The following is a 24,675-nucleotide window of genomic DNA, read 5'->3' on the forward strand; positions in this document are numbered from 1 at the left end:
TGACCGGGCACGGCGCCCGCCAGGGATGAGGGAAGACCGAACAACAGGAGGCGCGTGGTGCTGGTGGTGTCCGAGGAAGTACGTGAGGCGATCGACGCGCGTCGACCCGTGGTGGCCCTGGAATCGACGATCATCGCGCACGGGCTGCCGCGCCCGCGCAATCTCCAGGTGGCGCTGGAACTGGAAACGGCGGTACGGCAGGAGGGCGCCGTCCCCGCGACGATCGCCGTGCTGGACGGGCGGCCCCATGTCGGCCTGGACAAGGAGCAGTTGGAGCGGGTCGCCAACGAGGACGGCATCCGCAAGCTCGGCCACCGTGATCTGCCGCTCGCGGTGGCGGCGGGGGCGAGCGGGGCGACCACGGTGTCGGCGACGGCGCTGCTGGCGGCGCGGGCGGGCGTCCGGGTGTTCGCGACCGGCGGGCTGGGCGGGGTGCACCGGGAGTGGACGGTGACGCAGGACGAGTCCGCCGACCTGGGGCTGCTGGCGTCCACTCGGATCACGGTGGTGTGCGCGGGCGTGAAGTCGATCCTGGACGTGCCGGCGACCCTGCAACGCCTGGAGACGCTGGGCGTGGCGGTCGCCGGCTACGGCACGGACCGCTTCCCCGGCTTCTACCTCTCCGACTCGGGCTACCCGGTGGACTGGACGCTGGAGACTCCCGAGCAGGTCGCGGCCGTGATGCGGGCGCAGGACGCGCTCGACGCCCCGGAGTCGACACTGATCGTCGCCAACCCCGTGCCCGAGGACGAACAGTTGGATCCCGAACTGCACGCGCGCGTGCTCGCCGACGCGCTGCACGCGTGCGAGGCGGAGGGCATCACCGGGCAGGCGGTCACCCCGTTCCTGCTCGGCTACCTCGTGGAGCACACCGACGGCGCCTCGCTCAGCGCCAACCTGGCGGCAGTGCGCGGCAACGTACGGCTGGCCGGGCGGATCGCGGCGGCCTGGGCAGAGGCGTGACACCGGAGTCGGGCGGCGCGCTCCTGGTCGTCGGGGACGTCGTCACGGACGTCGTCGCCCGGCACCGGGGGCCGCTCGCCCCGGGCACCGACACCGTCGCCGCGATCCGGACGGTGCCGGGTGGCGCGGGCGCCAACGTGGCGTGCTGGGCCGCCCATTGGGGCTGTCCGGACGTACGGCTGCTCGGTCGTGTGGGTGCGGACGCGGCGGTGTGGCACGAGCGGGAGCTGGTCGCCTCCGGGGTGCGGCCCCGTCTCGTCGTCGATCCGGAGGCGGCGACCGGGACGGTGATCTGCCTGGTCGACACGGGGGCGTCGGCCGAGCGGACGTTCCTCACCGACAGCGGCGCGTCCCTGCGGCTCGATCCCGGCGACTGGTCGGACGCGCTGCTCGACGGCGTCGTACGGCTGCATCTGTCGGGCTATCTGCTGTTCTCCGAGCCGAGCCGGGCGCTGGTGGCCGCGGCCGTAGCGTCGGCACGCGCGCGTGGGGTGCCGGTGAGTCTGGATCCGGCGTCGGCGGGGTTCCTGGTGGAGCTGGGCGTGGACCGGTTCCTGGCGCTCGTCGAGGGCATCGATGTGCTGCTGCCGAGCCGGGACGAGGCGTGTCTGCTCACGGGGTTGCCCGATCCGGCGGACGCGGCGGCCAAGTTGAGCCGCCATGTCCCCCTGGTGGTCACCAAGCAGGGCGCCGAGGGAGCCCTGGTGGCCCACTCCGGCACGGTCCACGCACACGTACCCGCCGAACCCGCCACACCCCGGGACACCACGGGCGCCGGCGACGCGTTCACGGGGGCGTTCCTCGCGTCGCTGCTGGCGGGCGCCGAGCCGGAGGAGGCGGCGCGGGAGGGGTGCCGGGCGGGAGCGCGTGCGGTGGAACGGGTGGGAGGACGGCCGCCGGTGCGGGAGTGAGGGGGCTGCGTGGGGCCGCCGGTCAACTGTGTTGGGTGGAGCGGGAGTTGGCTGCCACTGGCGCCGGACGGCGACTCCCCTGCCCGGCGCCGGCCCCACCGGAGACCCACCACTCCCTCAACTCCTGTCCCCCACCTACGCTTTGCGCCCCCACGCCGAGATCATCGGAGCCGTCGCCAGGTCCATCGTGCCGGAGGCGACGTTGGCCAGGTGGCGGTCGATGTCCTCGTCCGTGGCGAGGCCCGCGGTGACGAGTTGGTCGCGGATCTGGCGGACCGTGGCGGATTCCAGGGCGGCGCAGGCCGGTGAGGTGACCGGGAAGTACGCGTCGGCCTCCACGCGGCGCAGGCCGGCCTCGCGGAGCAGGCGCGGGAGTCTGCGGCCGTAGGAGAGGTCGGCGCCGCGGTCGGCGAGGAGTTCGCGGAAGCCGTGGCGGAGACGATTCGCCAGTTGCTGCTCGGGGCCGTGTTCGTCGGGGCAGAGCAGGGGCTGGAGTGCGGGGTCGGCGTCCTCGATCAGGAGACGTCCGCCGGAGCGCAGGGACTTGATCATCGAGCGCAACGCCCGTTCCCGGTCCGGCACATGGACGAGGACGAGCCGGGCGTGCACAAGGTCGAAGCCGTCCCCCGGCGGTTCCTCGGCGCCCACGTCATGGACGCGCACCTCGATCGGCGGGCGGGCGGCCGAGGCGACCCGGGAGGTGTCGATGTCGGTCGCCACGACCTTCCCCGTCGGCCCGACCTTCTTGGCCAGCCAGGACACCACCGAGGTGCCGCCGGCGCCGACCTCCCAGACGCGCCAGCCGGGTCCGACGCCGAACCCCTCCAGGTGCCGGAACGTCGTGGGGTCGAAGAGCGTGGCGAAGGCGTCGAAGCGCTGTCCCGCCTCGGACTGCCGGTTGTCGAGGAGATACCCGTCGGATCGCGTCATGCCGCGATCATCCCAGTTGCCCCGCTTGTCGGGAGCGGGCGACGCTCCGGTTGTCGGGCGGGGCGAAGCTCCGGTCCACGGCACCCTCGCCACGACCGTGCACCGGTTCGTCCACAGCCGGGAACAAAGCGGAGGATTCCGTTCCCACAGGCTTACCCGCGGCTCACGTCGGCCTGGCAAACTGGCACGCCAAGGCGCAGAAATGCGATGCGAGGGGATCCACGCAAGGAGAGCCGGATGTCCATGGCAGGGAATCTTCGGAAGGTCACGGGCCTGGGCAGGGTCGGCGGCCTCCGCAAGGTGGCGCGGCTGGCCCGGCGGCACCCGCGGGTCGACCTGAGCCACCACGCCCGGTCACCGCTGGGCTCCTCGGTGGTGAAGTGCGTCACGTATCAGGACGGTGTGCGTGTCCCGGTCGCCGGCGACCTGGTGGACACCGTCGAGCGGGTGCGCAAGAAGGACGACGGCTTCGTCTGGCTCGGTCTGCACGAGCCGACGAACGAGGAGTTCGCGGGCATCGCCGAGCTCTTCGACCTGCACCCGCTGGCGGTCGAGGACGCGATCGAGGCCCATCAGCGCCCGAAGGTGGAGCGCTACGGCGAGACGCTGTTCGCGGTGTTCAAGACGGTCTGCTACGTCGAGCACGAGAAGCTGACGGCGACGAGCGAGGTCGTGGACACCGGCGAGATCATGGTGTTCGTCGGCGCCGACTTCGTCATCACCGTGCGGCACGGGCGGCACGGCTCGCTGGGGCCGCTGCGCGAGGAGCTGGAGTCGAACCCCCGGCAGCTCGCCAAGGGTCCGGCCGCGGTGCTGCACGCGATCGCGGACCACGTGGTCGACGACTATCTGAGCGTCACGGACTCGGTCCAGGCGGACATCGACCAGGTGGAGACGGACGTGTTCGCGGAGAACGGCGCGCGGGCCGACCCCGGCCGTATCTACCAGCTCAAGCGTGAACTCCTGGAGCTGAAGCGGGCGGTCGTCCCCCTCGGCCGCCCGCTGGAGGAGCTGGCCACCCGGCCGATGCGGGTGGTCGGACCGGAGATACAGGCCTACTTCCGCGATGTCTCCGACCATCTGCTGCGGGCGAAGGAGCAGATCGCGTCCTTCGACGAACTGCTCAACTCGATTCTGCAGGCGCACCTCGCCCAGGTGACGGTCGCGCAGAACGAGGACATGCGGAAGATCACGGCGTGGGCCGCGGTGATCGCCGTACCGACGATGGTGTGCGGTGTGTACGGCATGAACTTCGACCACATGCCGGAGCTGCACTGGCGGTTCGGCTATCCCCTGGTCATCGGCGTGATAACCGTGGCCTGTCTGGCGCTGTACCGGGGCTTCCGGCGCAACGGCTGGCTCTGAACGACCGCCGCCGAACCGCCGGGCCGCTCAGCGCATGCCACTCCGGGCATAGACGCTCTCGACCCACCCGGCGAGCTGGTTCTCCGTCAGGTGCTGGGCCAGGTCGGCCTCGCTGATCATGCCGACGAGGCGCTTGTTCTCGATGACGGGAAGCCGGCGGATCTGGTGTCCCTGCATCTCCTGGAGCACTTCGCCGACATCGGCGCCGGCGTCGATCCAGCGGGGTGTGCCCTGAGCCATCTCGCCGGCGGTGATCTTGGCCGGATCGTGGCCCATGGCCACACAGCCGACGACGATGTCCCGGTCGGTGAGGATGCCGCAGAGCCGTTCGTTCTCGTCGCTGATGGGCAGGGCTCCGACGCCCAGTTCGCGCATCAGCTGGGCGGCGCGGTCCAGGGTCTCGTGCGCGGGGATCCACTGGGCGCCCCGGTGCATGATGTCTCCGGCGGTGGTCATGAAGTACCTCCCGGTGCCGGACGGCCGGCGCGGCACAGAACGTCCCGCTAGTCCCGGCGCCCTACATTCTCGCCGCGCGGCGGGATGAACGCACCCGGACGGTCGCGACTTCCGGTGCGCCGGAGCACCACCCGGGGACAGGGCTCAGACCTGGAACCCGACGACCTTCCGCGGTACGACGCGGATGATCACCCGCGTCTGGTCGTCCCTCTCGGCGGGCGGGTCGATGCCGAGGTACTTGTGCGAGAGCTCGTACGGGAGCCGTTTGCCCGGGTCGGGGAGGATCTCGGCGGTGCCGCGGATCTCGACCGAGGCGTAGGGGTTGGCGAGGTCGAACACCGACAGGCTGACGCGGGGGTCGTGGCGGAGGTTGCGTACCTTCTGGCGGTCTTCCAGTGAGGAGAAGAGCACGGTGTCGCCCTCGCGCTTCATCCAGACCACCGAGGTCTGCGGGGCGCCGTCGGGGCGGAGAGTGGCGACGTTGGCGAAGTTCTTGCCGTCGAGTAGAGCACGGACGGATTCGTCGAAGATCGGCATACCGACACCCTAACTAAATGCACGCGCATATAAAAGGCTTGGGGTGAGGTCACTCGGCCTTCGGGGCTCTGGATCTGCGGGTCACCCGCTCCACGCCGGGTGACGCGGATCGTCGGCGCGCACCAGGACGTCCGCCGTGCCGGCCGGGTCGGTCTCGTCCTCGTAGCGCTCGAAGGCGGGGAGGGTCCAGTGCTCGGTCTCGGGGGTGCGGCGGCGCAGGGCGCCCGGTGAGAGGAGGACGTGGACGGTCAGGTCGAAGGGGAACCAGTGCCGCAGAAGGAGGGGGCCGTGCAGCAACAGGACGGAGCCGGGCGGGAGTTGGACGTAGGGGCTGCGGGTGGCGCGATCGGCGGCCGGGTCCCACAGGTCGGGCAGGACGCGGCCGTCGCCGTCCGGTTCGAGCGGGCCGAAGACCTCGCGCCACAGGGCGCGGGTGTCGAACCAGCCGTCGTAGTACGCGTCGACGTCCTGGTGCCCGTACTCCAGACGCAGCGAGGCGGGCCGCAGGAACCCCTCGGTGCCGACGACGAGCGAGGAGCGGCCGCGTATGCGCAGCGCCTCCGAGACGCGCTCGGCGAGGTCGCCCGGGCGGGCCGCCGGGGCACCGTCGAAGGCGACGCGCGGCCAGGGGCTGCCGTCGGCCGGCTTCAGGTCGAGCAGACGCTCGGCGAGTCGGTCGCCGAGCCGGTCCCAGGTGATCGCTTCCAGTCGCACAGGGCCCATGATGCGTCAGGCCCCGGTCAGGACGCGTCGCGCCGATGGCTCCGGCGGGCGGCGAGGAGGTGCGGGAGATGGGTCTCGCTCCAGGCGCGGGCGGCGTCGAGCAGGGGGACGAGGCTGCGGCCGAGCGGGGTGAGGGCGTATTCGACGCGTGGCGGGTTCTCGTCGTACGCGGTCCTGGTCAGCAGGCCGTCGCGTTCCATGGCGCGCAGGGTCTCGCTGAGGATCTTGGGGGTGACGGCCCTGAGTGGTGCGCGGAGTTCGGTGAAGCGGCGCGGGCCGCCTTCGAGACAGCGGACGACCATCCCGGTCCTCCCCCACTGCCTTAAGGGCGTGGGCGGTGCCCCCAGTCACCGACCCGGAAGGGCATCACGGAGGAGGGACACACGGGGTCGAACATGTCGGGGTCGAGCGGTTCCTGCCGTGTGGCGTCCCGTGCCGCGTCCCCTACGGCGTCGTCCGTCGCGTCGGTCATTCGTCGAGGCTAGCGCCGATACCGTTGAAGTAACCGGGCCTCAGGTGTCTAACGTCCAGGTCGGGCAGCGAACGACGCTGCCGGACAAGGGGGTTGGGCATGGACGGGATCGTCGTCTTCGGGGCCGGGGGCCGGGCCGGGCGGGCGGTGACGGCTGAGGCGCTCGGGCGTGGGTACGAGGTGACGGCCGTGGTGCGGGATCCGGCGCGGTACGCGGACCTCGGGGCGGCGGGCGTCTCGGTCGTACGGGGTGATGTGACCGATGCCGGGTCGGTGCGGGAGGTCGCGGGCGGAGCGGTCGGTGCCGTGCACGCGGTGTCGCCGTTCAGTGGGCCCGAGCAGGGTTTCGACTCGCTCGATCCCGGCTTCTTCGTCAAGGCGGCGGACGCGTTGCTGGAGGGTCTGGCCTCGGCAGGGGTACGGCGGCTCGTCGCCGTCGGGCTGTTCGCGAACCTCCTCGGGGCGGACGGGCGGCCGGTGATGGACGCCCCCTCGGCGTTCCCGCCGGAGATAAGGCCGTTCGCGCTGGCCCACACGGCCGGTCTGCGGCGCCTGCGGGAGGCGGGCGAGGGCGCGGTCGACTGGGTGATGCTCACGCCGGGCGGTGGACTGGAGCAGGACGCCCCGCGCACCGGGCACCACCGGCTGGGCGACGAGCGGGTGCCGGAGGGCGCGCCCGGGCTGTCGTACGCGGACCTGGCCGTGGCGGTGCTCGACGAGATCGAGACGCCGACCCTGCACCGTACGCGCGTGTCGGTGTTCGTCCCGCGTGATGTGCGCAGGACGTAGGAGAGAGGCTCGCAACAGGAGGGAATGCATCTCGTATGGCGCCGTTCGCAACTCCCCCGCCCCGCAGTGGACTTCTGGTCGTTCAGCCGCTCAGGAAGCGGCACTGTGCCGAGTGCCGGCAAGGGCCGTTGCCGTTGCTGGTGGTCGAGGGCGGTGTGCCGCGGTGTCTCGACTGTGCCGATCTCGGGCATCTGGTGTTCCTGGCGCGCGGGGACACGGCGCTGACGCGCAGGGCGCGGGAGGAGAGCGGGCTGTCGGCGGTGGTGGTGCGGTTCGACCGGCGGCGGGGCCGGTACGAACGGCAGGGCGTTCTCGTCGAGGAGGCGGGGCTCGCGCGTGCCGAGGAGCGGTGCCTGGCGGACGCGGAGGCGCGACGGCGGCGCCGGGTGCGGGACGCGGGGCGGCGGGCCGCGGAGGACGTGCGGTTCACGGAGGCGTTCGCGGCGGAGATACGACGGCTGTTCCCCGGCTGCCCGGACGAGCGGGCCCGGACGATCGCCGCGCATGCCTCGGTGCGGGGCAGCGGGCGGGTGGGGCGGAGTGCGGCGGGGCGGGCGTTGTCCGAGGGCGCGGTGGTCTCGGCGGTGGTGGCGGCCGTACGGCATGTGGACACGCCCTACGACCAGTTGCTGATGAGCGGGGTGCCGCGGTACGAGGCGCGGCGGCGCATCTCGGTGGGGGTGGAGCGGGTGCTGCGGGGGTGGCGGGAGGGTGACGTCCGGGCGGAACCCGGGGCACAGGCGGAGGTGGAGGCCGGGTGAGGGGGCCGACGGGGAATCCCGCCGCCGCGACACACGGTCCCCCGGAGGGCGTCGTGGACGTTCGCGTATGGCCCGGCGATTCTCGGCCATGGTCAGTGGGCCCGGGTCGGTCCTGACTTGTCGTGGTGGCCGGTGATGGGCAGGATCTCGGCTCTACGGGCGGGAGTTGGTGTCGGCATGATCGGTGAACCGTATTTCACACTGACGGTTCTGGGGGTGCTCACGACCGGGGTGATGGCCGGGGTGTTCTGTGCCTTCTCCGTGCTGGTCATGCGGGGGCTGGCCGAGTTGCCACCCGCGCAGGGGGTCGCCGCGATGAACGCGATCAACAGGGCGGCGCTGACCCCCGTCTTCATGCTGCTGTTCGCCGGTTCGGCGGTGCTGTGCGCGGTGATCGCGGTGGTGACGTTCGTGCTGTGGCCGGATCAGGGGACCGTGGAGCTGCTGCTGGGCAGCGCGCTGTATCTGTTCGGGTCGTTCGGGCTGACCCTGGTCGCGAACGTGCCCCGCAACGAGGCCCTGCTGAAGCTGGACCCGGGGACTCCGGAGGCCGCCGCGTACTGGCCGTCGTACGTACGCGAGTGGACGATGTGGAATCACGTCCGCGCGGGCGCCTCGGCCGCCGCCGCGCTGGTCTACATGCTGGCCCTCACCTGAGAGAACCCCCAAGATCAACTGAGAGCGAGCTGCGCGGACTCCCCCGAGAAGGCGGCCTCCCCCACTCTGCGCGCCCGGCCGGTGGGCCTTATCGTGGCTGAAAGAGTGCCGCCCGATGACGCACGGCCTGTCGTATGCGGACGCAAGGAAGACGGCCATGGCCGATCCCAAGGGTTTTATGACCACTCCGCGCGAGGAGTGGCCCCGCAGGCCTGTCGAGGAGCGGGTGCGGGACTGGGACGAGGTGTATGTCCCGGGCGCGTTGCTGCCGATCGTCACCAAGCAGGCCGACAGGTGCATGGACTGCGGTGTCCCCTTCTGCCACGACGCCTGTCCGCTCGGCAATCTGATCCCCGAGTGGAACGATCTGGTCAGCCGGGACGACTGGCGGGCGGCGGCGGACCGGCTGCACGCCACGAACAACTTCCCTGAATTCACCGGGCGGTTGTGCCCCGCGCCGTGCGAGGCGGGGTGCGTGCTCGCCATCAACCAGCCCGCGGTCACCATCAAGAACGTCGAGGTGGCCATCGCGGACCGCGCGTGGAGCGACGGTTTCGCGCCACCCCGGCCGCCGGACCGGTTGTCCGGGCGGACCGTCGCGGTGATCGGCTCCGGGCCCACCGGCCTTGCCGCGGCGCAGCAGTTGACGCGCGCCGGGCACACGGTCGCGGTGTACGAGCGGGACGACCGGCTCGGCGGGCTGATGCGGTACGGCATCCCCGAGTTCAAGATGGAGAAGCGGCATCTGGAACGGCGGCTGGAGCAGATGCGGGCCGAGGGCACGAAGTTCCGTACGTCGACGACGGTCGGCCGGGACGTCGGGGCGGCCGAACTGCGGGCGCGCTACGACGCGGTGGTGATCGCCACGGGAGCGACGGCCTGGCGTGAACTCGACGTGCCGGGGCGGGAGTTGACCGGCATCCACCAGGCGATGGAGTACCTGCCGCTGGCCAACCGGGTCTGCGAGGGCGACTTGGCGGCCTCCCCGCTGTCCGCCGCCGGGAAGCATGTCGTGATCGTGGGCGGCGGTGACACCGGGGCGGACTGTCTGGGTACGGCGGTGCGTGAAGGGGCCGCGTCCGTCACCCAGTTGGACATCTACGCCCAGCCGGACACCGAGCGCGACGAGGACGCGGAGCCCTGGCCGACGTATCCGAAGATCTATCGGCTCTCGGCGGCGCACGAGGAGGCGCGGGATCTGGAGACGGCGCCCGCCGCGGACGCGGACGCGCGGTTGTTCGCGGCGTCCACGCTCCGCTTCGAGGGGGACGCGGACGGGCGGGTGCGGTCCTTGCACCTGGTCGAAGTGGACGCGGAGCGGCGCCCGTTGGACGGTTCCGGGCGCAGCCTGCCCGCCGATCTCGTGCTGCTCGCGCTCGGCTTCTCCGGGCCCGACCGGGAGGACGGGCTCATCGATCAGCTGCGGTTGGTGATGGCGCCGCGCGGCACGGTCACCCGGGACGCGGACTTCGCGACGAGTGCGCGGGGGGTGTTCGTGGCGGGGGACGCGGCGCGTGGCCAGTCGTTGATCGTGTGGGCGATCGCGGAGGGGCGGGCGGTGGCGGCGGCCGTCGACCGTTATCTGACGGGGAGTTCACAACTGCCGGCGCCGATCGGGCCGTACGACCGGCCGATGGTGGTGTGAGGGCGTACGTCAGCGGCGCTGGTCCGTGCCCGCGACCTTGGCCGTCGACAACGCGACCCGGTTCCAGGTGTTGATGGTGAGGATCAGGGCGAGGACATGGGCGAGTTCCTGCTCGTCGAACTGGGCCGCCGCCTGCGCGTAGACGTCGTCCGGGACGCCTCCGTCGGCCACCAGGGTCACCGCCTCCGTGAGGGCGAGTGCGGCCTGTTCGCGCTCCGTGAAGAAGTGCCGGGCCTCGCGCCAGACGGCGACCATGTGCAGCCGGTCCTCGCTCTCGCCGGCCTTGCGGGCGTCGTTCGTGTGCATGTGGAGGCAGTACGCGCAGTGGTTGAGGTGCGAGGCGCGGATCTGGATCAGCTCGACCAGGGCCGGGTCGAGGCCCTCGCGGGCGGCGGCGTCGAAGCCGATGAGGGCGCGGAAGACCTTCGGGGCGGCCTTCGCGAGGTCGATGCGGGTCGCCGTGGCGCTGACATGAGCGTGCGTGTTCGTCGTCATGTGACAAATCTACGAGCCGGAAAGACCCATTGTAGGGTGCATTTCCATGGCGAAATCGTGGGTCAATTCGGCTGAGCGGATCGGCGCCGACCTGCATCTGGAGCTGTCCGGGAGCGGCGGGCGGCGGGCCGCGCTCATCGACGCGCTGCGGGCGGCCGTGCGCGGTGGGCGGCTCGCCCCGGGCACCCGGCTGCCGCCGTACCGCTCGCTCGCCGCGGACCTCGGGGTCGCCCGCAACACGGTCGCGGACGCGTACGCGGAACTCGTCGCGGAGGGCTGGCTGACCGCGCGCCAGGGCTCGGGCACCCGGGTCGCCGAGCGGGCCCGGCCGCTGCGGGCGCAGCCGATGCGACACGCCGTGAAAGGCCCGGTTACGGCACCTCCACGCGCGCGTGCGCCCCGGCACGACCTCCGTCAGGGCACGCCCGACGCGTCGGCGTTCCCGCGCGCCGCCTGGCTCGCGTCCTACCGGCGGGCGCTCCAGCAGGCGCCGGACGAGGTGTTCGGGCCCGGTGACCCGGCCGGGCGGGTCGAGTTGCGGGAGGCGCTCACGGAGTACCTGGCACGCGTGCGTGGCGTGCGGACCGCACCCGACCGGATCGTGATCTGCTCCGGCTTCGCGCACGGGCTGCGGCTGCTGTTCGGCCAGGGCGGCGGCGGGGTGCTGCGCGGACCGCTGGCCGTCGAGGCGTACGGACTCGGCTTCCACCGGGAGTTGCTGCGGACGGCCGGCGTACGGACCGTGCCGCTGCCGATCGACGAACACGGCGCGCGCGTCGAGGAGTTGACGAAGGAGCGGGCCGTACTGCTCACGCCCGCGCACCAGTTCCCGACCGGCGGCCCCCTGCACGCCGAGCGCAGGACCGCCGTCATCGACTGGGCACGCGCGCGTGGCGGGGTGGTCCTGGAGGACGACTACGACGGGGAGTTCCGCTACGACCGCAAGCCCGTCGGCGCCCTCCAAGGGCTCGACCCGGAGCAGGTCGTCCTCCTCGGCTCGGTCAGCAAGAGCCTGTCGCCCGCGCTGCGCCTGGGGTGGATGGTGCTGCCGGAGCGGTACGTCGAGGGCGTGCTCGCGGCCAAGGGCGAGCGCGAGGCGTGGGCGAGCGTCCTCGACCAGCTGAGCCTCGCCGACTTCATCGTGTCGGGGTCCTACGACCGTCATGTGCGACGGATGCGGCAGCGGTACCGGAGCCGCCGTGACCGCCTCGTCGCGGCGCTCGCCGCGCGGGCCCCGCACATCGAGGTCACCGGGGTCGCGGCGGGCCTGCACGCGGTGCTGCGGCTGCCGCCGGGCACGGAGCGCTCCGCCCTCAAGGCCGCCGCGTGGCAGGGCGTCGCCCTGGACGGGCTCGCGGCCTTCCGGCACCCGGAGGCGACGCCGGCAACAGCAACGGACACGTCGGCGACGGCGGACCAGGACGGTCTCGTCGTGGGGTACGCGACGCCCTCGGAGGCCGCGTTCGAAGCCGCGTTGGAGGCGCTGTGCGACGTGCTCCCTCCGGACGGGTCGGCGGGGGTCCCTGCTGCCGGATGAGCAGCCGTGCTCCTCCGCTCGCACCTAGAGAGGAGACGGGACGTACTGCGCAGGTACGAGCCGCCCGGCGCGCTCTCCTCCCGGCTCACGAAATCGTCCGGCGGCGGGACGGAAAGCGACTTCCGGACGACGCGGAACCCAACGGCGGTGGGATCATCGGCGCAGGAGGCGAGTTGTCGTCCGACCCGGAGTGGGGTCGGGCGCCGCGCGCCCCCATCCTTCGTTCCGTCGTCAGGCGCAGGGCCACCCCCGCGCGTCCCCCCTGTTGGCGGTCGGTCCTGGAGGGTGTTGATGACGACGCTCGACGAACGTCATGGAGAAGGCGCGCAGGAGGCAGCGGGGGCGTACCGCCCGGCCGCCGCCGTCCCGCTCGATCAACCGCCGGCCGCACAGCCCCAGTTGGCCGGTTCCAAGGCGGCGAACCTCGCCCGCGCCGCCCGTGCCGGGCTGCCGGTGCTCCCCGGGTTCGTGATCCCTGAGGGGGCGAGTGTCGACCCCGTCACCCTGCGCCGGGCCTGGCAGGACCTCTCCGCATCCGGCGCGCTGCCCCTCGTCGTACGCTCCTCCTCACCGCACGAGGACACCCAAGAGTCGTCCCTGGCAGGGCAGTTCGCCTCCGTACTCGACGTGCGCGGCTGGTCGGACTTCCTTACGGCGGTACGGACGGTGCTCGACTCGGCGCACCGGCCCGACGGGTCCACGGCCCCGATGGCGGTGCTGGTGCAGCCGATGCTGACGGCCCGGGTCGGCGGGGTGATGTTCGGTGCCGACCCCGTGGAGGGGCGGGCCGACCGGATGCTGGTGAGTGCGGTGCGCGGCGGGCCGGACAGTCTGGTCAGCGGTGAACAGGCCAGTACCAACTACTGGTTGAGCAGGCGGGGGCGACTGCTGCGCACCGAACCGCCGACGGCCGACGTGCTGCTCACGCGGTCCGAACTGCGGCGGCTGGCACGGCTCGCACGCCGTGCGCGGCAGGTGTTCGGGGGGCCGCAGGACATCGAGTTCGGGTTCGGCTTCGACGAGGACGGGTTCGGGAGCGGGCGGCTGTGGTTGTTCCAGAGCCGGCCCATCACCGCGATGGCCGCGCGGCCGGCGCGCGGGGCACGGTTGCTCGGGCCCGGGCCGGTCGCGGAGACGTTGCCTGATCAACTCCAGCCGCTGGAAGAGGACTTGTGGGTCGCGCCGATGGCGCGTGGGCTGACCGCCGCGCTCGACATCGCGGGCAGCGCGCCGCGTCGGCTGCTGCGGACGGTACCGGTGGTCACGACGGTCGGCGGACGGGCCGCGGCCGACCTACGGCTGCTCGGCGCGGCTGCGCCCGGGCACCGGTGGCTTGCCCTTCTCAACCCGGCGCCGGGAGCGCGGCGGCTCGGCGCGGCCTGGCGGGTGGGCCGACTCACCGCGGCGCTGCCCGGGTTGGCCGCGGACCTCGTGGCGGACGTCGACCGCCGACTCGCCCAGGTCCCGGCGCCCGGCGGACTCCCCGGCCCCGACCTGGCCGCCGAACTCCGCTGGACCCGCGCGGTGTTGGTCTCCCTGCACGCCCAAGAGGCCCTCGCGGGCGCCCTGTTGCACGACCCCCCGACGTCCCGTACGGCGGCGGGCGCGGCCCTGACCGCCCTCGCGGAGACCCGTGCCCTGGGCATACCGGACGAGCAGGCACCCGCCACGGCACCGACCGTCCTGGCCCTCACGGCACCGAGTCTGCGGGGGCGCGTGCGCTTGCCGCAGCAGGGTGTGCGGGACGGCGGCGACCAACCCGCCCCGCGCCCGGCCGCGCTGTCCACCACCTTGCCCTCCGCCTCCGCCTCCGCCTTGCCCGCCGCCTTCCCCTCCCCCTCTCCCTCTCCCGTTCCCCTGTCTCCCACCCCCTCCCTCCCACCCCGAGAATCCCTCCGCCTCCGCATCCGCTGGGTGCAGGAGTTGCAGGTGCGCCTCGTACGGGAGGTCGCGCGCCGACTGGGCCGGGCCCCGGATCGCGTAGGCCTGCTGCGCTGGCCGGAGTTGGCCGCCGTACTCGACGGTGAACCCCTGCCCGGCGATCTCCACACGCGCGTGCAGCAGGCCGAGTCGCCGCCGTTGCCGGACGCCTTCCGTCTCGCGGACGGCGCAGTGGTCTCGGAGCGCACCGACAGCGGCGAAGGCGAAGGTCGGGGCGTGTCCGGCGGGCGGGCCGTCGGGACGGTCTGGGACGGGACAGGGTCGCGCCCCTCCGATGCCGTGCTCGTCGTCCGCACCCTCGACCCCGCCCTGGCCCCGCTGCTGCCCGAACTCGCCGGGCTGGTCGCCCAGACCGGCAGCCCGTTGTCCCATCTCGCGGTGCTGGCACGGGAGTTCGGGTTGCCTGCCGTGGTCGGCGCGACCGATGCCGTACGGCGCTTCCCACCCGGGTCGCGCATCACCGTCGACGGCACCACCGGTGACGTAGAGACAGAAGGCGACGTAGAGACAGAAGAGGTACGGACGAAAGAGGTACGGACGGGAGAGGCGCGATGAGGCGGATCGCGTACGTCTTCGGGCGCCTGGCAGCCGCCGGTGCAGGTACGTATCTCGTCGTCTACCTGTACCGCTGGCAGTGGCAGCGCGCCATCCTGTGCGGGATCCTGCTGTTGGTCGTCGAGGTGATGCTGCTCGGCATCGTGCTGCTCGGGCGGCTCACCCGGATCGAGGAACGGGTGAAGGAAAGCGACGCCAGGCAACGGGAGTTGACGGACCGTCAGGACAACGTGCTGGCCCGGCTGCAGAAGGCGTCCGTCGAGCGGGAGGGCGCCCGCTTCCGCTGGCTGGAGGAGACCACCGACCGCACGTACGTCTTCGTGCCCGTCCTCATGGTCACCGGAGTGCTGCTGTCCGGACTGGCCTGGGTGGTGCAGCGGATCGCCTCCGCGACCGGGCGACCGGCCGAGCGGCGCCTGGCGGGGCGCCTCGCCGTCCTCGCCGCCCCCGGGCCGGGCGCGGCGGGCGAGTTGGAGGACCGGCCCGCACTGGGCCGGCGTTCCAAGGGCCGTGTCGCCCGCGCGGCCGCCGTCGGCGTCGTCGGGGCGGCCCTGCTCACCGCGCTCGTCGTCGGGCTCGCCGACCTCACCCAGACCCGGGAGCAGAGCGCGAACGACTCCGAGGCGACCTCGGTGCTCGTCCAGGTGGACGTGCGGGGTTCGGACATGACGGCCGAGCGGCAGGCCCTCGCCGCGCAACAGGTCTGGGAGCGCTGCCGGGACTCCACCTCCGTGCCGCTGAACCACGCGACTCTCGGCAGCCTCGGCGACGGCATGTTCGCCGGGGTCGTACGGCCCGCGCTCGCCGAGCACGACCGGATGCGGCTGCGCGGCTGCCTGGAGGACGCGGCCCTCGACCGCGCCCACCTCACGGTGATGGGCATGAGCGACACGGACGCGGACGACGACTGAGCCGACCGTGCGCCACGGACGACGGACGGTGACTGACAGGAACGCACAATGCCGACGTACGATGCCAAGGCGCCCCCGTCCCCGAGCCTCCCGGGTCACCCATGGCTGCCGTGTCCCTGCCCTCACCCCAACTCGACCTGCCTGAACGTCGATTGCCCAGACGTACGATGAAGTTCCTGCTCGTGATCGTTCTCGGCTACGTCGCCCTGTGGGCCACCGGCGCGCTCGGCGTCCTCGCGCTGTCGTACTGGGCGCGCGAGGAGACCCCGGCACCGCCGGGGACCCGTACCGTGCAGGGCATCCACCACTTCCAACCCGTGGACACCGAGGGGAAGTTGTGGCGAGGGGCAGCACCTTCCCCCGCCGGCTACCGGGAGTTGACCCGCCTCGGCTTCACCACCGTCGTGGATCTGCGCGCCGAGGACCTGACCGCGGCGCAGCTCGCCGAACCGCGCAAGGCGGGCCTGGACGTCGTACGACTGCCCATTCGTGACGGGCAGACGCCAACTGCCGTGCAGGTGCAGGGATTTCTTGATGTCGTTGCCGCTGCGCCCGGGCCGGTGTTCGTGCACTGCGGTGCGGGGGTGGGCCGTACGGGGACGATGGCGGCGGCGTATCTCGTGCGGACCGGGGAGGAGTCGTCGGCGCGGGCGGTCCGGCGGAATCTCGCCGTCGGACCGCCGTCGATCGAGCAGATCTACTACGCGCTGAGCCTCGGTTCGGGCCGGCCGGAGCAACCGCCGTTGCCGGTGGTCGCCGTCAGCCGGCTGGTGGACGCGCCACGGCGCATGCTGTCGTGGTTCTGAGACCCGGCACCCGGCGGGGTCAGGGCTTGCGTCCCACCGCCGCGTACCCCGGAATCACCCCGTCGTCCTGGCCCGGCACCGGATCGCCCAGCTCCGGGTGCCACTTGTCGAGCACCGCCACGCCCGGTTCGACGAGGTCGAGGCCGTCGAAGAAGCGGGCGAAGCCGGTGCGGGAGCGGAGCGCCAGGGTGATGCCCGCCGCCGTGAGCTTCTCGACCGCCGTCGCCGACTGCTCCGGGGTGAAGTCGGCGGTGGCGTGGGTCATCATCAGGTAGCTGCCGGTGGGGAGTTGGGACATCAGGTCCCCGACCAGCTCGTGCGCGCCGTCCTCGTCGGGGACGAAGTGCAGCAGCGCGACGAGGGACAGGGCGACGGGCCGGTCGAAGTCGATGACCTGCCTGGCGCACTCGATGATCGCGTCGGGCTCCCGCACGTCGGCCTGCAGATACTCGGTCACACCCTCGGGTGTGCCGCGCAGCAGGGCCGCCGCGTGGACCGGCACGATCGGGTCGTTGTCGCAGTAGACGACACGGGCGTCGGGCGCGATGCCCTGCGCGACCTGGTGCAGGTTCGGCTCGGTCGGGATGCCCGTGCCGATGTCCAGGAACTGCCGTACGCCGTGCTCGGCGAGCCAGCGCGTGGCCCGGTGCATGAACGCGCGGTTGACACGTGCCATGACCGGCACCCTCGGGTCGAGGGCGAGCATCTGGCGGCCCATCTCCTGGTCGACGGGGTAGTTGTCCTTGCCGCCGAGGTACCAGTCGTACATGCGGGCGGGGTTGGGCCTGCTGGTGTCGATCTCGTCGGTGGGCCGCACGGTCATGGCGTGCTCCATAAGGTCGTACAGAGGAGGGTGTTGCACTGTGTGATCAAGTCAGTACCAAAATAAGGAGGTTCGGTAAGGAAAAAGCATTCAGCACAGGTGGTCGGCTCAGGACAGCAAGAAGTCCGCCTCGCCCGCTTTCGCCCCCTCGATGAAGGCCGTCATCTCGTCGGTGGTGTAGATCAGGGCCGGCCCGTCCGGGTCGGTGGACTGACGGACGGCGATCCGGCCGTCGGCGAGCTTCATCGCCTCCAGGCAGTTGCCGCCGTTGCCGCCGCTCCACGGCTTGTGCCAGCCTTCGCTTCCCAAGTCCCGCGCGGGCATACCGTTGTAGACGCTCATACGCGGCTTGATGCGATCCATTCACAGCTCCTTGCGGAGATCCTTGAGGATCTCCTTCGTGCGATGTGCCGTAGCGGCCTGCGCCGCCATGCGGTCCATGACCTCGAGATGGGTCGCCACCTCTTCGCGCGCGTCCAGATAGACGGCGCCGGTCAGGTACTCGCTGTAGACCATGTCCGGCAGTTCTGACATGGCAAATCGGAACAGCACGAAGGGCCCGTACGTGCCCGGGTGCGGCCCCGAGGAGAACGGGGCGACCTGCAGGGTCACGTTCGGCAGCTTCGTGGCGTCGAGCAGTTTGTCGATCTGGGCACGCATCACCTCCGGGCCGCCGACCGGGCGGCGCAGGGCGGTCTCGTCCATGACGATCCAGAAACGGGGCGCGTCGGGACGGGTGAGCAGGTCCTGGCGCTGCATGCGCAGCGCCACATGACGCTCGATGTCGCCCGGCTCGGTCTGGCCGATGGCACCCGACTTCAGCACGCCGCGCGCGTACTCCTCGGTCTGCAGCAGTCCGGGCACGAAGTGCGGTTCGTACGACCTGATGAGCGCGGCCGCGCCCTCCAGGCTGACGTGCATCGAGAACCAGCCGGGCAGGATGTCGTGGAAGCGCTGCCACCAGCCGGGTCTGTTGGCCTCCTCGGCCAGCTGGACGAAGGCCGCGGCCTCCTCGTCGGAGACGCCGTAGGACTTCAGGAGGAGCTGGAGGTAGGGGATCTTGAGAGAGACCTCGGCCATCTCCATGCGGCGGACCGTGGCGGGCGCGACGCGCAGGACGCGGGCGGCCTCCTCGCGCTTGAGCCCCGCGCGTTCCCGCAGGTCCAGCAGGCGCCGGCCGAGGACGACCTGGCCGACCGTCGGTGCGGACCGCGGCTCGCTCACGCTCCACCTCCACGAATGAGTACCTGACCGATGGGTTCCGTACAGCCCGGCGAAAGGAGTTCTCACCGCCGAGCGAAGACGTTCTCACCGCCCGGCGACCGAATCCTGACAGCCCTGCGGCGCCATTCGAAGACTCATTCGAAGATCTGGACAGACCTCCGGAGATCCCAACTGGCGCCGCGCGACTTTCTGTTGCGAGCAGTGTGCCACGACCGTGCAGAGCGTCATACGGCACTCTGCATTTTTCATAGTGACACTTGCCAAGTGTTCACGGCGGGGCGATAGTGGCAAGCGTGATTCCGTCCGCGCCCTTAGGAACAGACGCCGCCGCAGGCCTCCTCGGTCTCGGTGCCGCTGCGGGAGCCGTCCCTGGTGGGGCCGCTGCCGAGCGCCGGTTCCGGTTCGAGCTGGCCGCACACCCGGGTTCCCCCGCCCAGGCGAGACGCCTGACGCGGGCTCGGCTGTCCGGCTGGTCCGTGTGCGAGGACACCTGCGACACGGCGGTACTCGTCGTCTCCGAGCTGGTCACCAACGCGATCGTGCACACCGCGAGCAGCCACATAATCTGCGAGCTGCACGATGGCGACGACCTGGTGCGGATAGCCGTCCGTGACGAGGGCTGTGCTCCTGGTGAGCCCCGCCCGTCCCCGCAGCGGCCCGACGAGGAGCACGGGAGGGGACTGCTCCTCATCGACGGGCTCTGCCGGGCCTGGGGCGCTCAGGAACACGGACCCGGCCTGCTGGTCTGGGCCGACCTGCCACGGCAGGCGGACCCGGCGCACGGCCACCACCCGGCCCCCGGCCACGACAGTTCCGTACCGCGCAACGACCTGGGGTGGGGCGCACGACCCAAACCGGGCCCGTCGGGCGGTTCGGGCGACGGGGACGAGGCGACGGCACACTTCGGGGCCTTCGAGGATCTGGGCGTATTTCCGGGGCGGGGGCACGGGGGTGCCTCCGGCGGGCGTGGGGGCGCCGGCGACTTCGGAGGCCTGGACCTCGGCGGCTTCGGGGGCCGGGAGCACGAAACCGGCGTCGGTCTCGGGAACGGGACCGGCTCCGGACGCGGAGGCCGGGAGGGCGCGGGCCACTTCAGGGGGCTGGGCCAGGAGGACGTACGTCCTTTCAGGGGGCTGGGCCACCAGGACGCCGGCGACCTCCCGGACTCCGCGGAGACCGGGGATTCCAGCGGGTTCGGGGACTCCAGCGGTTTCGGGGACTTCGGTACGGGGGTCGAATGGGTGTGAGCGGCGCGTCCCGTCCCGGCCAGGTGCTCAGTCTCGACACGCTGGTCCGTCTGGGGCGTGCGCTGCACGGACCGGGTACGCCCCGGCGACTGCCCGTCCCCGAGGGCATGACGGCTCCGCTCGGCTGCGATGCGGTGGCGGTGCCCGCGCGTTTCGGACCGCTGGTCCTGCCCCGGCTGCCGCGCGTCGGCTGTGTCTACGCCGACGAGGCGCACTGGTGGTGGATCGTGCCGTCCGACTCCGACTACGCGCTGGACTGGCCGGCGCCGGCGCGGTACACGACGGGGGCGTTGGTGCCGGACTCGCCTCGCGCGCCGGGTCTTATCCATCGGCCTGATGGGAAGCTTCCGTATACGCCGCCGATTCCGCTGTACTTGGCAGTGTGCCGGGTGACAGGGACTACTCCTTCTTGGTCACGGCCTATTAGCGCGTAGCGCTCCGCGCGGTGGGCCGTTTTTGTCTGCGGGCCCGGTGGGGGCTGGTCGCGCAGTTCCCCGCGCCCCTTTCGGGGCGCACCCCTCGCCGCCAGTCGAAACGTCGGCCCGCTCCTCCCGGCGTACGCCCGCGCGCCCGCAACCCCTTTTCCCACGCGCTCTCCCCCGAACGGCCCCACCCCGCAATAGTGGCCGTTCGTCCACTATCGGGGGAGGTCGGCCGTGGGGAGCAAGGGGGACTCGGGGTCGGGGGAGCCGTCTGCGTCGGAGCGGCTGCTCTTTGGTGGGCCTTTGCGGTACGACACGGGGTGGAGTCAGCACAACGACGCGTTTCTGGAGCTGAGTTTCCGGGCCATGGTGACGCGGTTGCCGGCGATGCTGCGGTCGAGTTTCCGGTTGGCCTGGCAGGCCGATCCGCGGGCCGCGCGTGTCGTGTTGGTTGCCGAGGCGTGCCGGGGTGCCACGCAGGCGGTGAGTCTGCTCGCGGTCAACAGTGTGCTGGGGCGGCTGATCACGGGCGGTGCCATCGGGGACCGGCTGCGCGGTGCCGTGCCCGCGCTGGTCGTCATGGCCGCCGTGATGGTGGTGGGCGCGCTGCTGCGGGCCGCGTCGACATACGCGACCGGGCGGCTGGAGCCGAAGGTCGAGCGGGTCGCCACCGAGCTGTATCTGGAGCGGGCGGCGGCCGTGGAGCTGGCCGCCATCGAGGACCACGCGTTCCACAAGCTGCTGGACACCGCGCAGTACGGCGCCATGTCGGCCCGCCGCATGATCTCGTACGCGACGAACGTCATGAACGCGCTGATCTCGCTGATCGCGGCGGCGGGCGTGCTGACCGTGCTGCACCCGGCGCTGCTCCCGCTGCTGGCGACGATGACGCTGCCGAGCGCGTGGGGTGCGCTGACGAACGCGCGGCGCCACTACGAGTCGTTCCACACCTGGGTGCAGCACGTCCGCGCCGGCCGTCTCATCGGTTCGCTGCTCACCGAGCCGGAGGCGGCCCCGGAGATCCGCGTGCACGGCGTCGGACCGTTCCTGTTGCACCACTTCCACGAGATGTCGGAGAGCGCGGAGGCCGAACAGGCCCGGCTGGCCCGGCTCACGGCCCGTACGGGGCTGATCGCGGCGACCTGGACGGGCCTCGCGACGGCGGCGACGTACGCGACGCTGGGCGGGCTGCTGCTGTCCGGGGCGATGGCGCTCTCGGTGGCGGGTACGGCGGTGATCGCGATCCGCACCGGTTCCGCGAGCCTCGACACCCTCGTCCTGGCGGTGAACCAGCTGCACGAGGAGGCCCTGTTCGTGGGCGATCTGCAGAAGCTGTACGAGGAGGCGACCGCGTGGGAGATCCCGGTCGGCGGGGCCGCGCTGCCCGAGGAGCCGCGGGAGATCCGCTTCGAGAACGTCACGTTCAGCTATCCGGGCGAGGCCACCCACCCCGCGCTCGACGATGTCTCCCTCGCCCTCCCGCTCGGCCGGATCATCGCGCTGGTCGGCGAGAACGGCTCCGGCAAGACGACCCTGGTGAAGCTGCTGGCCGGGCTGTACCGCCCCGACCGGGGCCGGATTCTGTGGGACGGCGTGGACGCGGTGACCGTGGACCGGCGGCAACTCGCGGACCGGATCGCGATGGTGGCGCAGAACTTCAAGCGCTGGCCGTTCACCGCCCGCGTCAATGTGGCCGTCGGGCGGTCGGCGGCGCCGATCACCGAAGAGCGGCTGGCCGACGCGGTCGCCGAGGCCGGTGCGCAGGAGGTGGTCGCGGATCTGCCGCGCGGCCTGGACACGCTGCTGGCCCGCAACTTCAGCGGCGGGCACGAGCTGTCGGGCGGCCAGTGGCAGCGGCTCGGGATCGCACGGGCCGCCTACCGGCGGGGCCGCATCCTGATCGTGGACGAGCCGACGGCGGCCCTCGACGCCCGGGCCGAGCTGGAGGTCTTCGAGAAGATCCGCGCGCTGGCCGGCACCGGTCAGACGGTCGTGCTGATCACGCACCGGCTGGCGTCCGTACGCCACGCGGATCTGGTCCATGTCCTGGACCAGGGGCGGCTGGTGGAGTCCGGGACGCCCGACGAGCTGCTCGCGAGCGGTGGTGTGTACGCGGAACTGTACGCGCTCCAGGCGGACCAGTTCACGGTGAAGGTGCCCGCCCCGAAGGCGGGCTGACCTCTCAGGCGGCGGCGTCCACGACGTCGCCGCTGGGCACGACCACCAGGAACGCGTCGGTCGCGATGTCCATGACGACCTCAGCCTGCAGGCCCTCCAGACGGCGCGCCTGCGCGAACTCCTCCGCCGGCCACGAGCCACGCGGCCCGCCGGCGGGAAAACGCTCAAGCACCATTCGCCCGTTCACCCTGTACCTCCCTGTCGTGCTGAAACTCGGAGAGCTTCGTGAAGCCTCATAGAGTTAAACGCCGACAGTACGGTGAACGGCTCGCGAAGTGACGGTACTGAGACATAGTCGACACCTGGCCACACATCTTCGGCACAGGTTCTCGAAACAGGTTTCCCGTCTCGGTCCTCGTACTCGTCTCAGTCCTCGTACTCGTCGTGATAGCGGATGCGCTCACTGCCCGCGGGCGCCCCGAGCGCCGACGCGCGCCCCTTGGGTTCCTCCCACGCCTCCTGCCGCCCCAGGGCGGTCAGATCCAGGAAGGTGGTGGTCGAGCCGAGCCCGTCGAGCCCGCGCTCATAGGTCGAGTAGGTGTGGAACACCCGGTCGCGGTCCCGCAGGAAGCAGCTCACACCGGGCCGCTCGACGGGGTCCCCGTCCCCGACGAGCGTCACGTCGAAGTCCCAGTTGAAGTCCCCGCCGAACGACGAGTACCAGGGCAGCGTCCACCCCATCCGCGCCTTGAACGGCAGGATCTTGGTGTACGGCGCCCTCGACACGGCGGCGAACGTCGTACCGCGTGCCTTCAGATGGGCGAGATGCCCGATCTGGTCGAGGAACGCCGAGCAGCTGCGGCAGCCCGCGTCCCACTCGGGCGCGAACATGAAGTGGTAGACGACGAGTTGACCGCGCCCCTCGAAGAGGTCGAGCAGGGTGGCCTTCCCGTCGCCGCCCTCGAAGAAGTACGCCTTGTCGATCTCCACCATGGGCAGCCCGCGCCGCTCGGCGTTCAGCGCGTCCCGCGCGCGCGTGGCCGCCTTCTCCTTGACCAGCAGTTCCTTGCGCGCCGCGCGCCACTGCTCACGCGAGACGATCTCCGGAAGCGACATGGGCCCTCCTGTGACAACGGTCCGTTGAGGGGTGGACCGGAGCGGGGACAGGAACTCATCGCTGCCCCGAAAAGAATCTCAGGCCGAGTTCTTCCCGTACGTCACCGGAAGCGCGAGCAGTCCCCGGGCGCGCAGCGACGGCCGCCACCGCACCTCGCCCTCTCCCAACTCCAGCCGGGGGAACCGCTCCAGCAGCGCGGCCAGCGCGATCTCGGTCTCGGCACGGGCGAGCGGTGCGCCCAGGCAGTAGTGGATGCCGTGCCCGAGCGCGAGATGCCCGGAGGTGTCGCGGCCGAGGTCGAGCCGGTCGGGGTCGGGGAAACGGTCGGGGTCGCGGTTCGCGGCGGACGCGGACACCCAGACCGTCTCCCCGGCGGGGATGGTGACCCCGCCGATGGTGACGTCCTCGACGGGGAAGCGCCGGATGGCGAGCAGTGCGGGCCCTTCGTAGCGCAGGAACTCCTCCACGGCGGCCGGGAGTTGGGTGGGGTCCTTGCGCAACGCGGCCAGCTGTTCGGGGTGTTGCAGCAGAGCGAGTACGGCGTTGCCGATGAGCTGGACGGTGTTCTCGTACCCGGCGAAGAGGATGAGGAAGGCGAGGGACATCAGCTCGTCCTCGCTGAGCCGGTCGCCCTCGTCGCGCACGGCGATCAGGTCGGAGAGCAGGTCGTCGCCGGGCTCTTCCCGTTTGTCGGCGAGGAGTTGGGTGAAGAAGCCGAGCATCGCGACGACGGCGTGCTTGCCGGCCTCGGGCGGCGTCCCGGGGGCGGGTGCGACGAGGGTGTCGGTCCACACCCGGAAGTCCCGGCGGTGCCGGTCGGGCACTCCGAGCAGGTCACAGATGACGGTGATGGGCAGGGGCGCCGCGTAGGAGGCGATGAGGTCGGTGTCGCCCTCCGTGCCCAGCGCGTCGAGGAGTTGGTCGGCGGTGCGGCGAATCGGCGTACGCAGTTGTTCGGTTCGGCGCGGGGTGAAGGCGCGGCCGACCAGCCGGCGGATACGGGTGTGGTCCGGCGGGTCCATGTTGAGGAGGTTCGCGTCGAGCGCGGGCGGCAGTGAGAACCCTTTGTAAGTCCCGGCCGTGGCATGCCTCTTGTCCAGCGAGAGCCGCGGGTCGGCCAGCGCCGCCCGGACGTCGTCGTACCGGGTGACGAGCCAGGCGGGGGTGCCGTCGGGGCCGGCGATGCGGTGCACGGGGGCGCTGTCGCGCAGGCGCCGGTACACGTCGTACGGGTGGTCGAGAAGGCCGTCCGCGAGATCCATGAACCTAG

Annotated in this window: 24 protein-coding genes and 2 pseudogenes; 14 read left to right on the plus strand and 12 right to left on the minus strand. The window is 71.8% G+C overall.

The window, feature by feature from the left end:
* The first annotated feature begins 54 nt into the window (after positions 1 to 54).
* On the plus strand, positions 55 to 963 hold the full coding sequence (locus OO70_RS23610; protein ID WP_043675000.1) for a pseudouridine-5'-phosphate glycosidase: 909 nt from the start codon (positions 55 to 57) through the stop codon (positions 961 to 963).
* Positions 960 to 1,874, plus strand: a complete 915-nt coding sequence (locus OO70_RS23615) for a carbohydrate kinase family protein (RefSeq protein ID WP_234336915.1) — start codon at positions 960 to 962, stop codon at positions 1,872 to 1,874. The genes OO70_RS23610 and OO70_RS23615 overlap by 4 nt, the downstream gene beginning before the upstream one ends.
* A 135-nt stretch (positions 1,875 to 2,009) precedes the next feature.
* Here OO70_RS23615 and OO70_RS23620 read toward each other — a convergent pair whose 3' ends face one another.
* The gene (locus OO70_RS23620; RefSeq protein ID WP_043675003.1) at positions 2,010 to 2,804 is read right to left on the minus strand and encodes a methyltransferase domain-containing protein; all 795 of its coding nucleotides are present in this window, start codon (positions 2,802 to 2,804) and stop codon (positions 2,010 to 2,012) included.
* Positions 2,805 to 3,041: 237 nt separating this feature from the next.
* Between OO70_RS23620 and corA the strand changes: the two genes are divergently transcribed.
* Positions 3,042 to 4,169 (plus strand): magnesium/cobalt transporter CorA, encoded by a 1,128-nt coding sequence (corA, locus tag OO70_RS23625; protein ID WP_043675006.1) that lies wholly within the window; start codon positions 3,042 to 3,044, stop codon positions 4,167 to 4,169.
* 27 nt (positions 4,170 to 4,196) lie between these two features.
* Here the strand turns inward: corA and OO70_RS23630 are convergent, their stop codons facing one another.
* The 4 genes and pseudogenes from OO70_RS23630 to OO70_RS57075 all read right to left on the minus strand — a co-directional run bounded on the left by OO70_RS23630 (position 4,197) and on the right by OO70_RS57075 (position 6,357).
* Complete coding sequence (locus OO70_RS23630) at positions 4,197 to 4,625, minus strand: CBS domain-containing protein (RefSeq protein ID WP_043675008.1); 429 nt, start codon at positions 4,623 to 4,625, stop codon at positions 4,197 to 4,199.
* 144 nt (positions 4,626 to 4,769) lie between these two features.
* Positions 4,770 to 5,162 (minus strand): PPOX class F420-dependent oxidoreductase, encoded by a 393-nt coding sequence (locus OO70_RS23635; protein ID WP_043675011.1) that lies wholly within the window; start codon positions 5,160 to 5,162, stop codon positions 4,770 to 4,772.
* 81 nt (positions 5,163 to 5,243) lie between these two features.
* Positions 5,244 to 5,885, minus strand: coding sequence for a nucleoside/nucleotide kinase family protein (locus OO70_RS23640; protein ID WP_199827388.1), 642 nt, complete (start codon positions 5,883 to 5,885; stop codon positions 5,244 to 5,246).
* Between the two features lie 17 nt (positions 5,886 to 5,902).
* A pseudogene (locus tag OO70_RS57075) lies at positions 5,903 to 6,357 on the minus strand (winged helix-turn-helix transcriptional regulator).
* Between the two features lie 99 nt (positions 6,358 to 6,456).
* Between OO70_RS57075 and OO70_RS23650 the strand changes: the two are divergent.
* The 4 genes from OO70_RS23650 (at position 6,457) to OO70_RS23665 (ending at position 10,209) form a co-directional block, all read left to right on the plus strand.
* Entirely contained in the window at positions 6,457 to 7,146 is a 690-nt protein-coding gene (locus OO70_RS23650; protein ID WP_043675014.1) for an NAD(P)-dependent oxidoreductase, read from the plus strand.
* A 35-nt stretch (positions 7,147 to 7,181) separates the two neighbouring features.
* Complete coding sequence (locus tag OO70_RS23655) at positions 7,182 to 7,907, plus strand: DUF2293 domain-containing protein (RefSeq protein WP_078651534.1); 726 nt, start codon at positions 7,182 to 7,184, stop codon at positions 7,905 to 7,907.
* Between the two features lie 177 nt (positions 7,908 to 8,084).
* Positions 8,085 to 8,564: an anthrone oxygenase family protein gene (locus tag OO70_RS23660; RefSeq protein ID WP_043675020.1), complete on the plus strand. Its 480-nt coding sequence runs from the start codon at positions 8,085 to 8,087 to the stop codon at positions 8,562 to 8,564.
* A gap of 157 nt (positions 8,565 to 8,721) precedes the next feature.
* Entirely contained in the window at positions 8,722 to 10,209 is a 1,488-nt protein-coding gene (locus OO70_RS23665) for a glutamate synthase subunit beta (RefSeq protein ID WP_043675023.1), read from the plus strand.
* A 9-nt stretch (positions 10,210 to 10,218) separates the two neighbouring features.
* On the opposite strand, the gene OO70_RS23670 is transcribed toward OO70_RS23665, so the two are convergent.
* On the minus strand, positions 10,219 to 10,704 hold the full coding sequence (locus OO70_RS23670) for a carboxymuconolactone decarboxylase family protein (protein ID WP_043675025.1): 486 nt from the start codon (positions 10,702 to 10,704) through the stop codon (positions 10,219 to 10,221).
* Between the two features lie 46 nt (positions 10,705 to 10,750).
* On the opposite strand from OO70_RS23670, the gene pdxR reads away from it, so the two are divergent.
* The 4 genes from pdxR (at position 10,751) to OO70_RS23690 (ending at position 16,454) form a co-directional block, all read left to right on the plus strand.
* Positions 10,751 to 12,241, plus strand: a complete 1,491-nt coding sequence (gene pdxR, locus OO70_RS23675) for a MocR-like pyridoxine biosynthesis transcription factor PdxR (protein WP_043675028.1) — start codon at positions 10,751 to 10,753, stop codon at positions 12,239 to 12,241.
* A 291-nt stretch (positions 12,242 to 12,532) separates the two neighbouring features.
* On the plus strand, positions 12,533 to 14,737 hold the full coding sequence (locus OO70_RS23680) for a PEP/pyruvate-binding domain-containing protein (protein ID WP_043675031.1): 2,205 nt from the start codon (positions 12,533 to 12,535) through the stop codon (positions 14,735 to 14,737).
* Positions 14,734 to 15,648 (plus strand): hypothetical protein, encoded by a 915-nt coding sequence (locus OO70_RS23685; RefSeq protein ID WP_043675034.1) that lies wholly within the window; start codon positions 14,734 to 14,736, stop codon positions 15,646 to 15,648. The genes OO70_RS23680 and OO70_RS23685 overlap by 4 nt, the downstream gene beginning before the upstream one ends.
* Before the next feature lie 167 nt (positions 15,649 to 15,815).
* Positions 15,816 to 16,454: a protein-tyrosine phosphatase family protein gene (locus OO70_RS23690; RefSeq protein ID WP_106971749.1), complete on the plus strand. Its 639-nt coding sequence runs from the start codon at positions 15,816 to 15,818 to the stop codon at positions 16,452 to 16,454.
* Positions 16,455 to 16,473: 19 nt separating this feature from the next.
* Here OO70_RS23690 and OO70_RS23695 read toward each other — a convergent pair whose 3' ends face one another.
* From OO70_RS23695 to OO70_RS23705, 3 genes are all read right to left on the minus strand, one after another.
* Positions 16,474 to 17,277, minus strand: a complete 804-nt coding sequence (locus OO70_RS23695; RefSeq protein WP_043675038.1) for an SAM-dependent methyltransferase — start codon at positions 17,275 to 17,277, stop codon at positions 16,474 to 16,476.
* A gap of 108 nt (positions 17,278 to 17,385) precedes the next feature.
* Positions 17,386 to 17,640, minus strand: coding sequence for a DUF397 domain-containing protein (locus tag OO70_RS23700; protein WP_019060458.1), 255 nt, complete (start codon positions 17,638 to 17,640; stop codon positions 17,386 to 17,388).
* Complete coding sequence (locus tag OO70_RS23705; RefSeq protein ID WP_043675040.1) at positions 17,641 to 18,501, minus strand: helix-turn-helix domain-containing protein; 861 nt, start codon at positions 18,499 to 18,501, stop codon at positions 17,641 to 17,643.
* Between the two features lie 284 nt (positions 18,502 to 18,785).
* Between OO70_RS23705 and OO70_RS23710 the strand changes: the two are divergent.
* The 3 genes and pseudogenes from OO70_RS23710 to OO70_RS23715 form a co-directional block, all read left to right on the plus strand.
* Positions 18,786 to 19,400: pseudogene (locus OO70_RS23710) on the plus strand (ATP-binding protein); the annotation flags it as partial.
* Positions 19,401 to 19,738: 338 nt separating this feature from the next.
* Positions 19,739 to 20,182, plus strand: a complete 444-nt coding sequence (locus OO70_RS52635) for a hypothetical protein (protein ID WP_078651535.1) — start codon at positions 19,739 to 19,741, stop codon at positions 20,180 to 20,182.
* Between the two features lie 222 nt (positions 20,183 to 20,404).
* Complete coding sequence (locus OO70_RS23715) at positions 20,405 to 22,348, plus strand: ABC transporter ATP-binding protein (protein ID WP_043675043.1); 1,944 nt, start codon at positions 20,405 to 20,407, stop codon at positions 22,346 to 22,348.
* 4 nt (positions 22,349 to 22,352) lie between these two features.
* Here the strand turns inward: OO70_RS23715 and OO70_RS23720 are convergent, their stop codons facing one another.
* From OO70_RS23720 to OO70_RS23730, 3 genes are all read right to left on the minus strand, one after another.
* On the minus strand, positions 22,353 to 22,535 hold the full coding sequence (locus tag OO70_RS23720) for a hypothetical protein (RefSeq protein WP_043675046.1): 183 nt from the start codon (positions 22,533 to 22,535) through the stop codon (positions 22,353 to 22,355).
* A gap of 179 nt (positions 22,536 to 22,714) precedes the next feature.
* A complete protein-coding gene (locus OO70_RS23725; RefSeq protein WP_043675049.1) occupies positions 22,715 to 23,404 on the minus strand; it encodes a DUF899 domain-containing protein in 690 nt (229 codons plus the stop codon).
* Between the two features lie 78 nt (positions 23,405 to 23,482).
* Positions 23,483 to 24,667 (minus strand): cytochrome P450 family protein, encoded by a 1,185-nt coding sequence (locus OO70_RS23730; protein WP_043675052.1) that lies wholly within the window; start codon positions 24,665 to 24,667, stop codon positions 23,483 to 23,485.
* Between the last annotated feature and the right edge of the window lie 8 nt (positions 24,668 to 24,675).

It is taken from the genome of Streptomyces xylophagus, from assembly GCF_000716435.1.
Taxonomy (GTDB): domain Bacteria; phylum Actinomycetota; class Actinomycetes; order Streptomycetales; family Streptomycetaceae; genus Streptomyces; species Streptomyces xylophagus.

Bases quoted from the DNA above. Each gene is read 5' to 3' on its own strand.
- OO70_RS23690 (WP_106971749.1), top strand. From the start codon at position 15,816: ATGAAGTTCCTGCTCGTGATCGTTCTCGGCTACGTCGCCCTGTGGGCC.
- OO70_RS23620 (WP_043675003.1), bottom strand. From the start codon at position 2,804: ATGACGCGATCCGACGGGTATCTCCTCGACAACCGGCAGTCCGAGGCG.
- OO70_RS52635 (WP_078651535.1), top strand. From the start codon at position 19,739: ATGGGTGTGAGCGGCGCGTCCCGTCCCGGCCAGGTGCTCAGTCTCGAC.
- OO70_RS23670 (WP_043675025.1), bottom strand. From the start codon at position 10,704: ATGACGACGAACACGCACGCTCATGTCAGCGCCACGGCGACCCGCATC.
- OO70_RS23655 (WP_078651534.1), top strand. From the start codon at position 7,182: ATGGCGCCGTTCGCAACTCCCCCGCCCCGCAGTGGACTTCTGGTCGTT.
- OO70_RS23700 (WP_019060458.1), bottom strand. From the start codon at position 17,640: ATGGATCGCATCAAGCCGCGTATGAGCGTCTACAACGGTATGCCCGCG.
- OO70_RS23730 (WP_043675052.1), bottom strand. From the start codon at position 24,667: ATGGATCTCGCGGACGGCCTTCTCGACCACCCGTACGACGTGTACCGG.
- OO70_RS23650 (WP_043675014.1), top strand. From the start codon at position 6,457: ATGGACGGGATCGTCGTCTTCGGGGCCGGGGGCCGGGCCGGGCGGGCG.
- OO70_RS23685 (WP_043675034.1), top strand. From the start codon at position 14,734: ATGAGGCGGATCGCGTACGTCTTCGGGCGCCTGGCAGCCGCCGGTGCA.
- corA (WP_043675006.1), top strand. From the start codon at position 3,042: ATGTCCATGGCAGGGAATCTTCGGAAGGTCACGGGCCTGGGCAGGGTC.
- OO70_RS23630 (WP_043675008.1), bottom strand. From the start codon at position 4,625: ATGACCACCGCCGGAGACATCATGCACCGGGGCGCCCAGTGGATCCCC.
- OO70_RS23725 (WP_043675049.1), bottom strand. From the start codon at position 23,404: ATGTCGCTTCCGGAGATCGTCTCGCGTGAGCAGTGGCGCGCGGCGCGC.
- OO70_RS23640 (WP_199827388.1), bottom strand. From the start codon at position 5,885: ATGGGCCCTGTGCGACTGGAAGCGATCACCTGGGACCGGCTCGGCGAC.
- OO70_RS23665 (WP_043675023.1), top strand. From the start codon at position 8,722: ATGGCCGATCCCAAGGGTTTTATGACCACTCCGCGCGAGGAGTGGCCC.
- OO70_RS23680 (WP_043675031.1), top strand. From the start codon at position 12,533: ATGACGACGCTCGACGAACGTCATGGAGAAGGCGCGCAGGAGGCAGCG.
- OO70_RS23635 (WP_043675011.1), bottom strand. From the start codon at position 5,162: ATGCCGATCTTCGACGAATCCGTCCGTGCTCTACTCGACGGCAAGAAC.
- OO70_RS23660 (WP_043675020.1), top strand. From the start codon at position 8,085: ATGATCGGTGAACCGTATTTCACACTGACGGTTCTGGGGGTGCTCACG.
- OO70_RS23695 (WP_043675038.1), bottom strand. From the start codon at position 17,277: ATGACCGTGCGGCCCACCGACGAGATCGACACCAGCAGGCCCAACCCC.
- pdxR (WP_043675028.1), top strand. From the start codon at position 10,751: ATGGCGAAATCGTGGGTCAATTCGGCTGAGCGGATCGGCGCCGACCTG.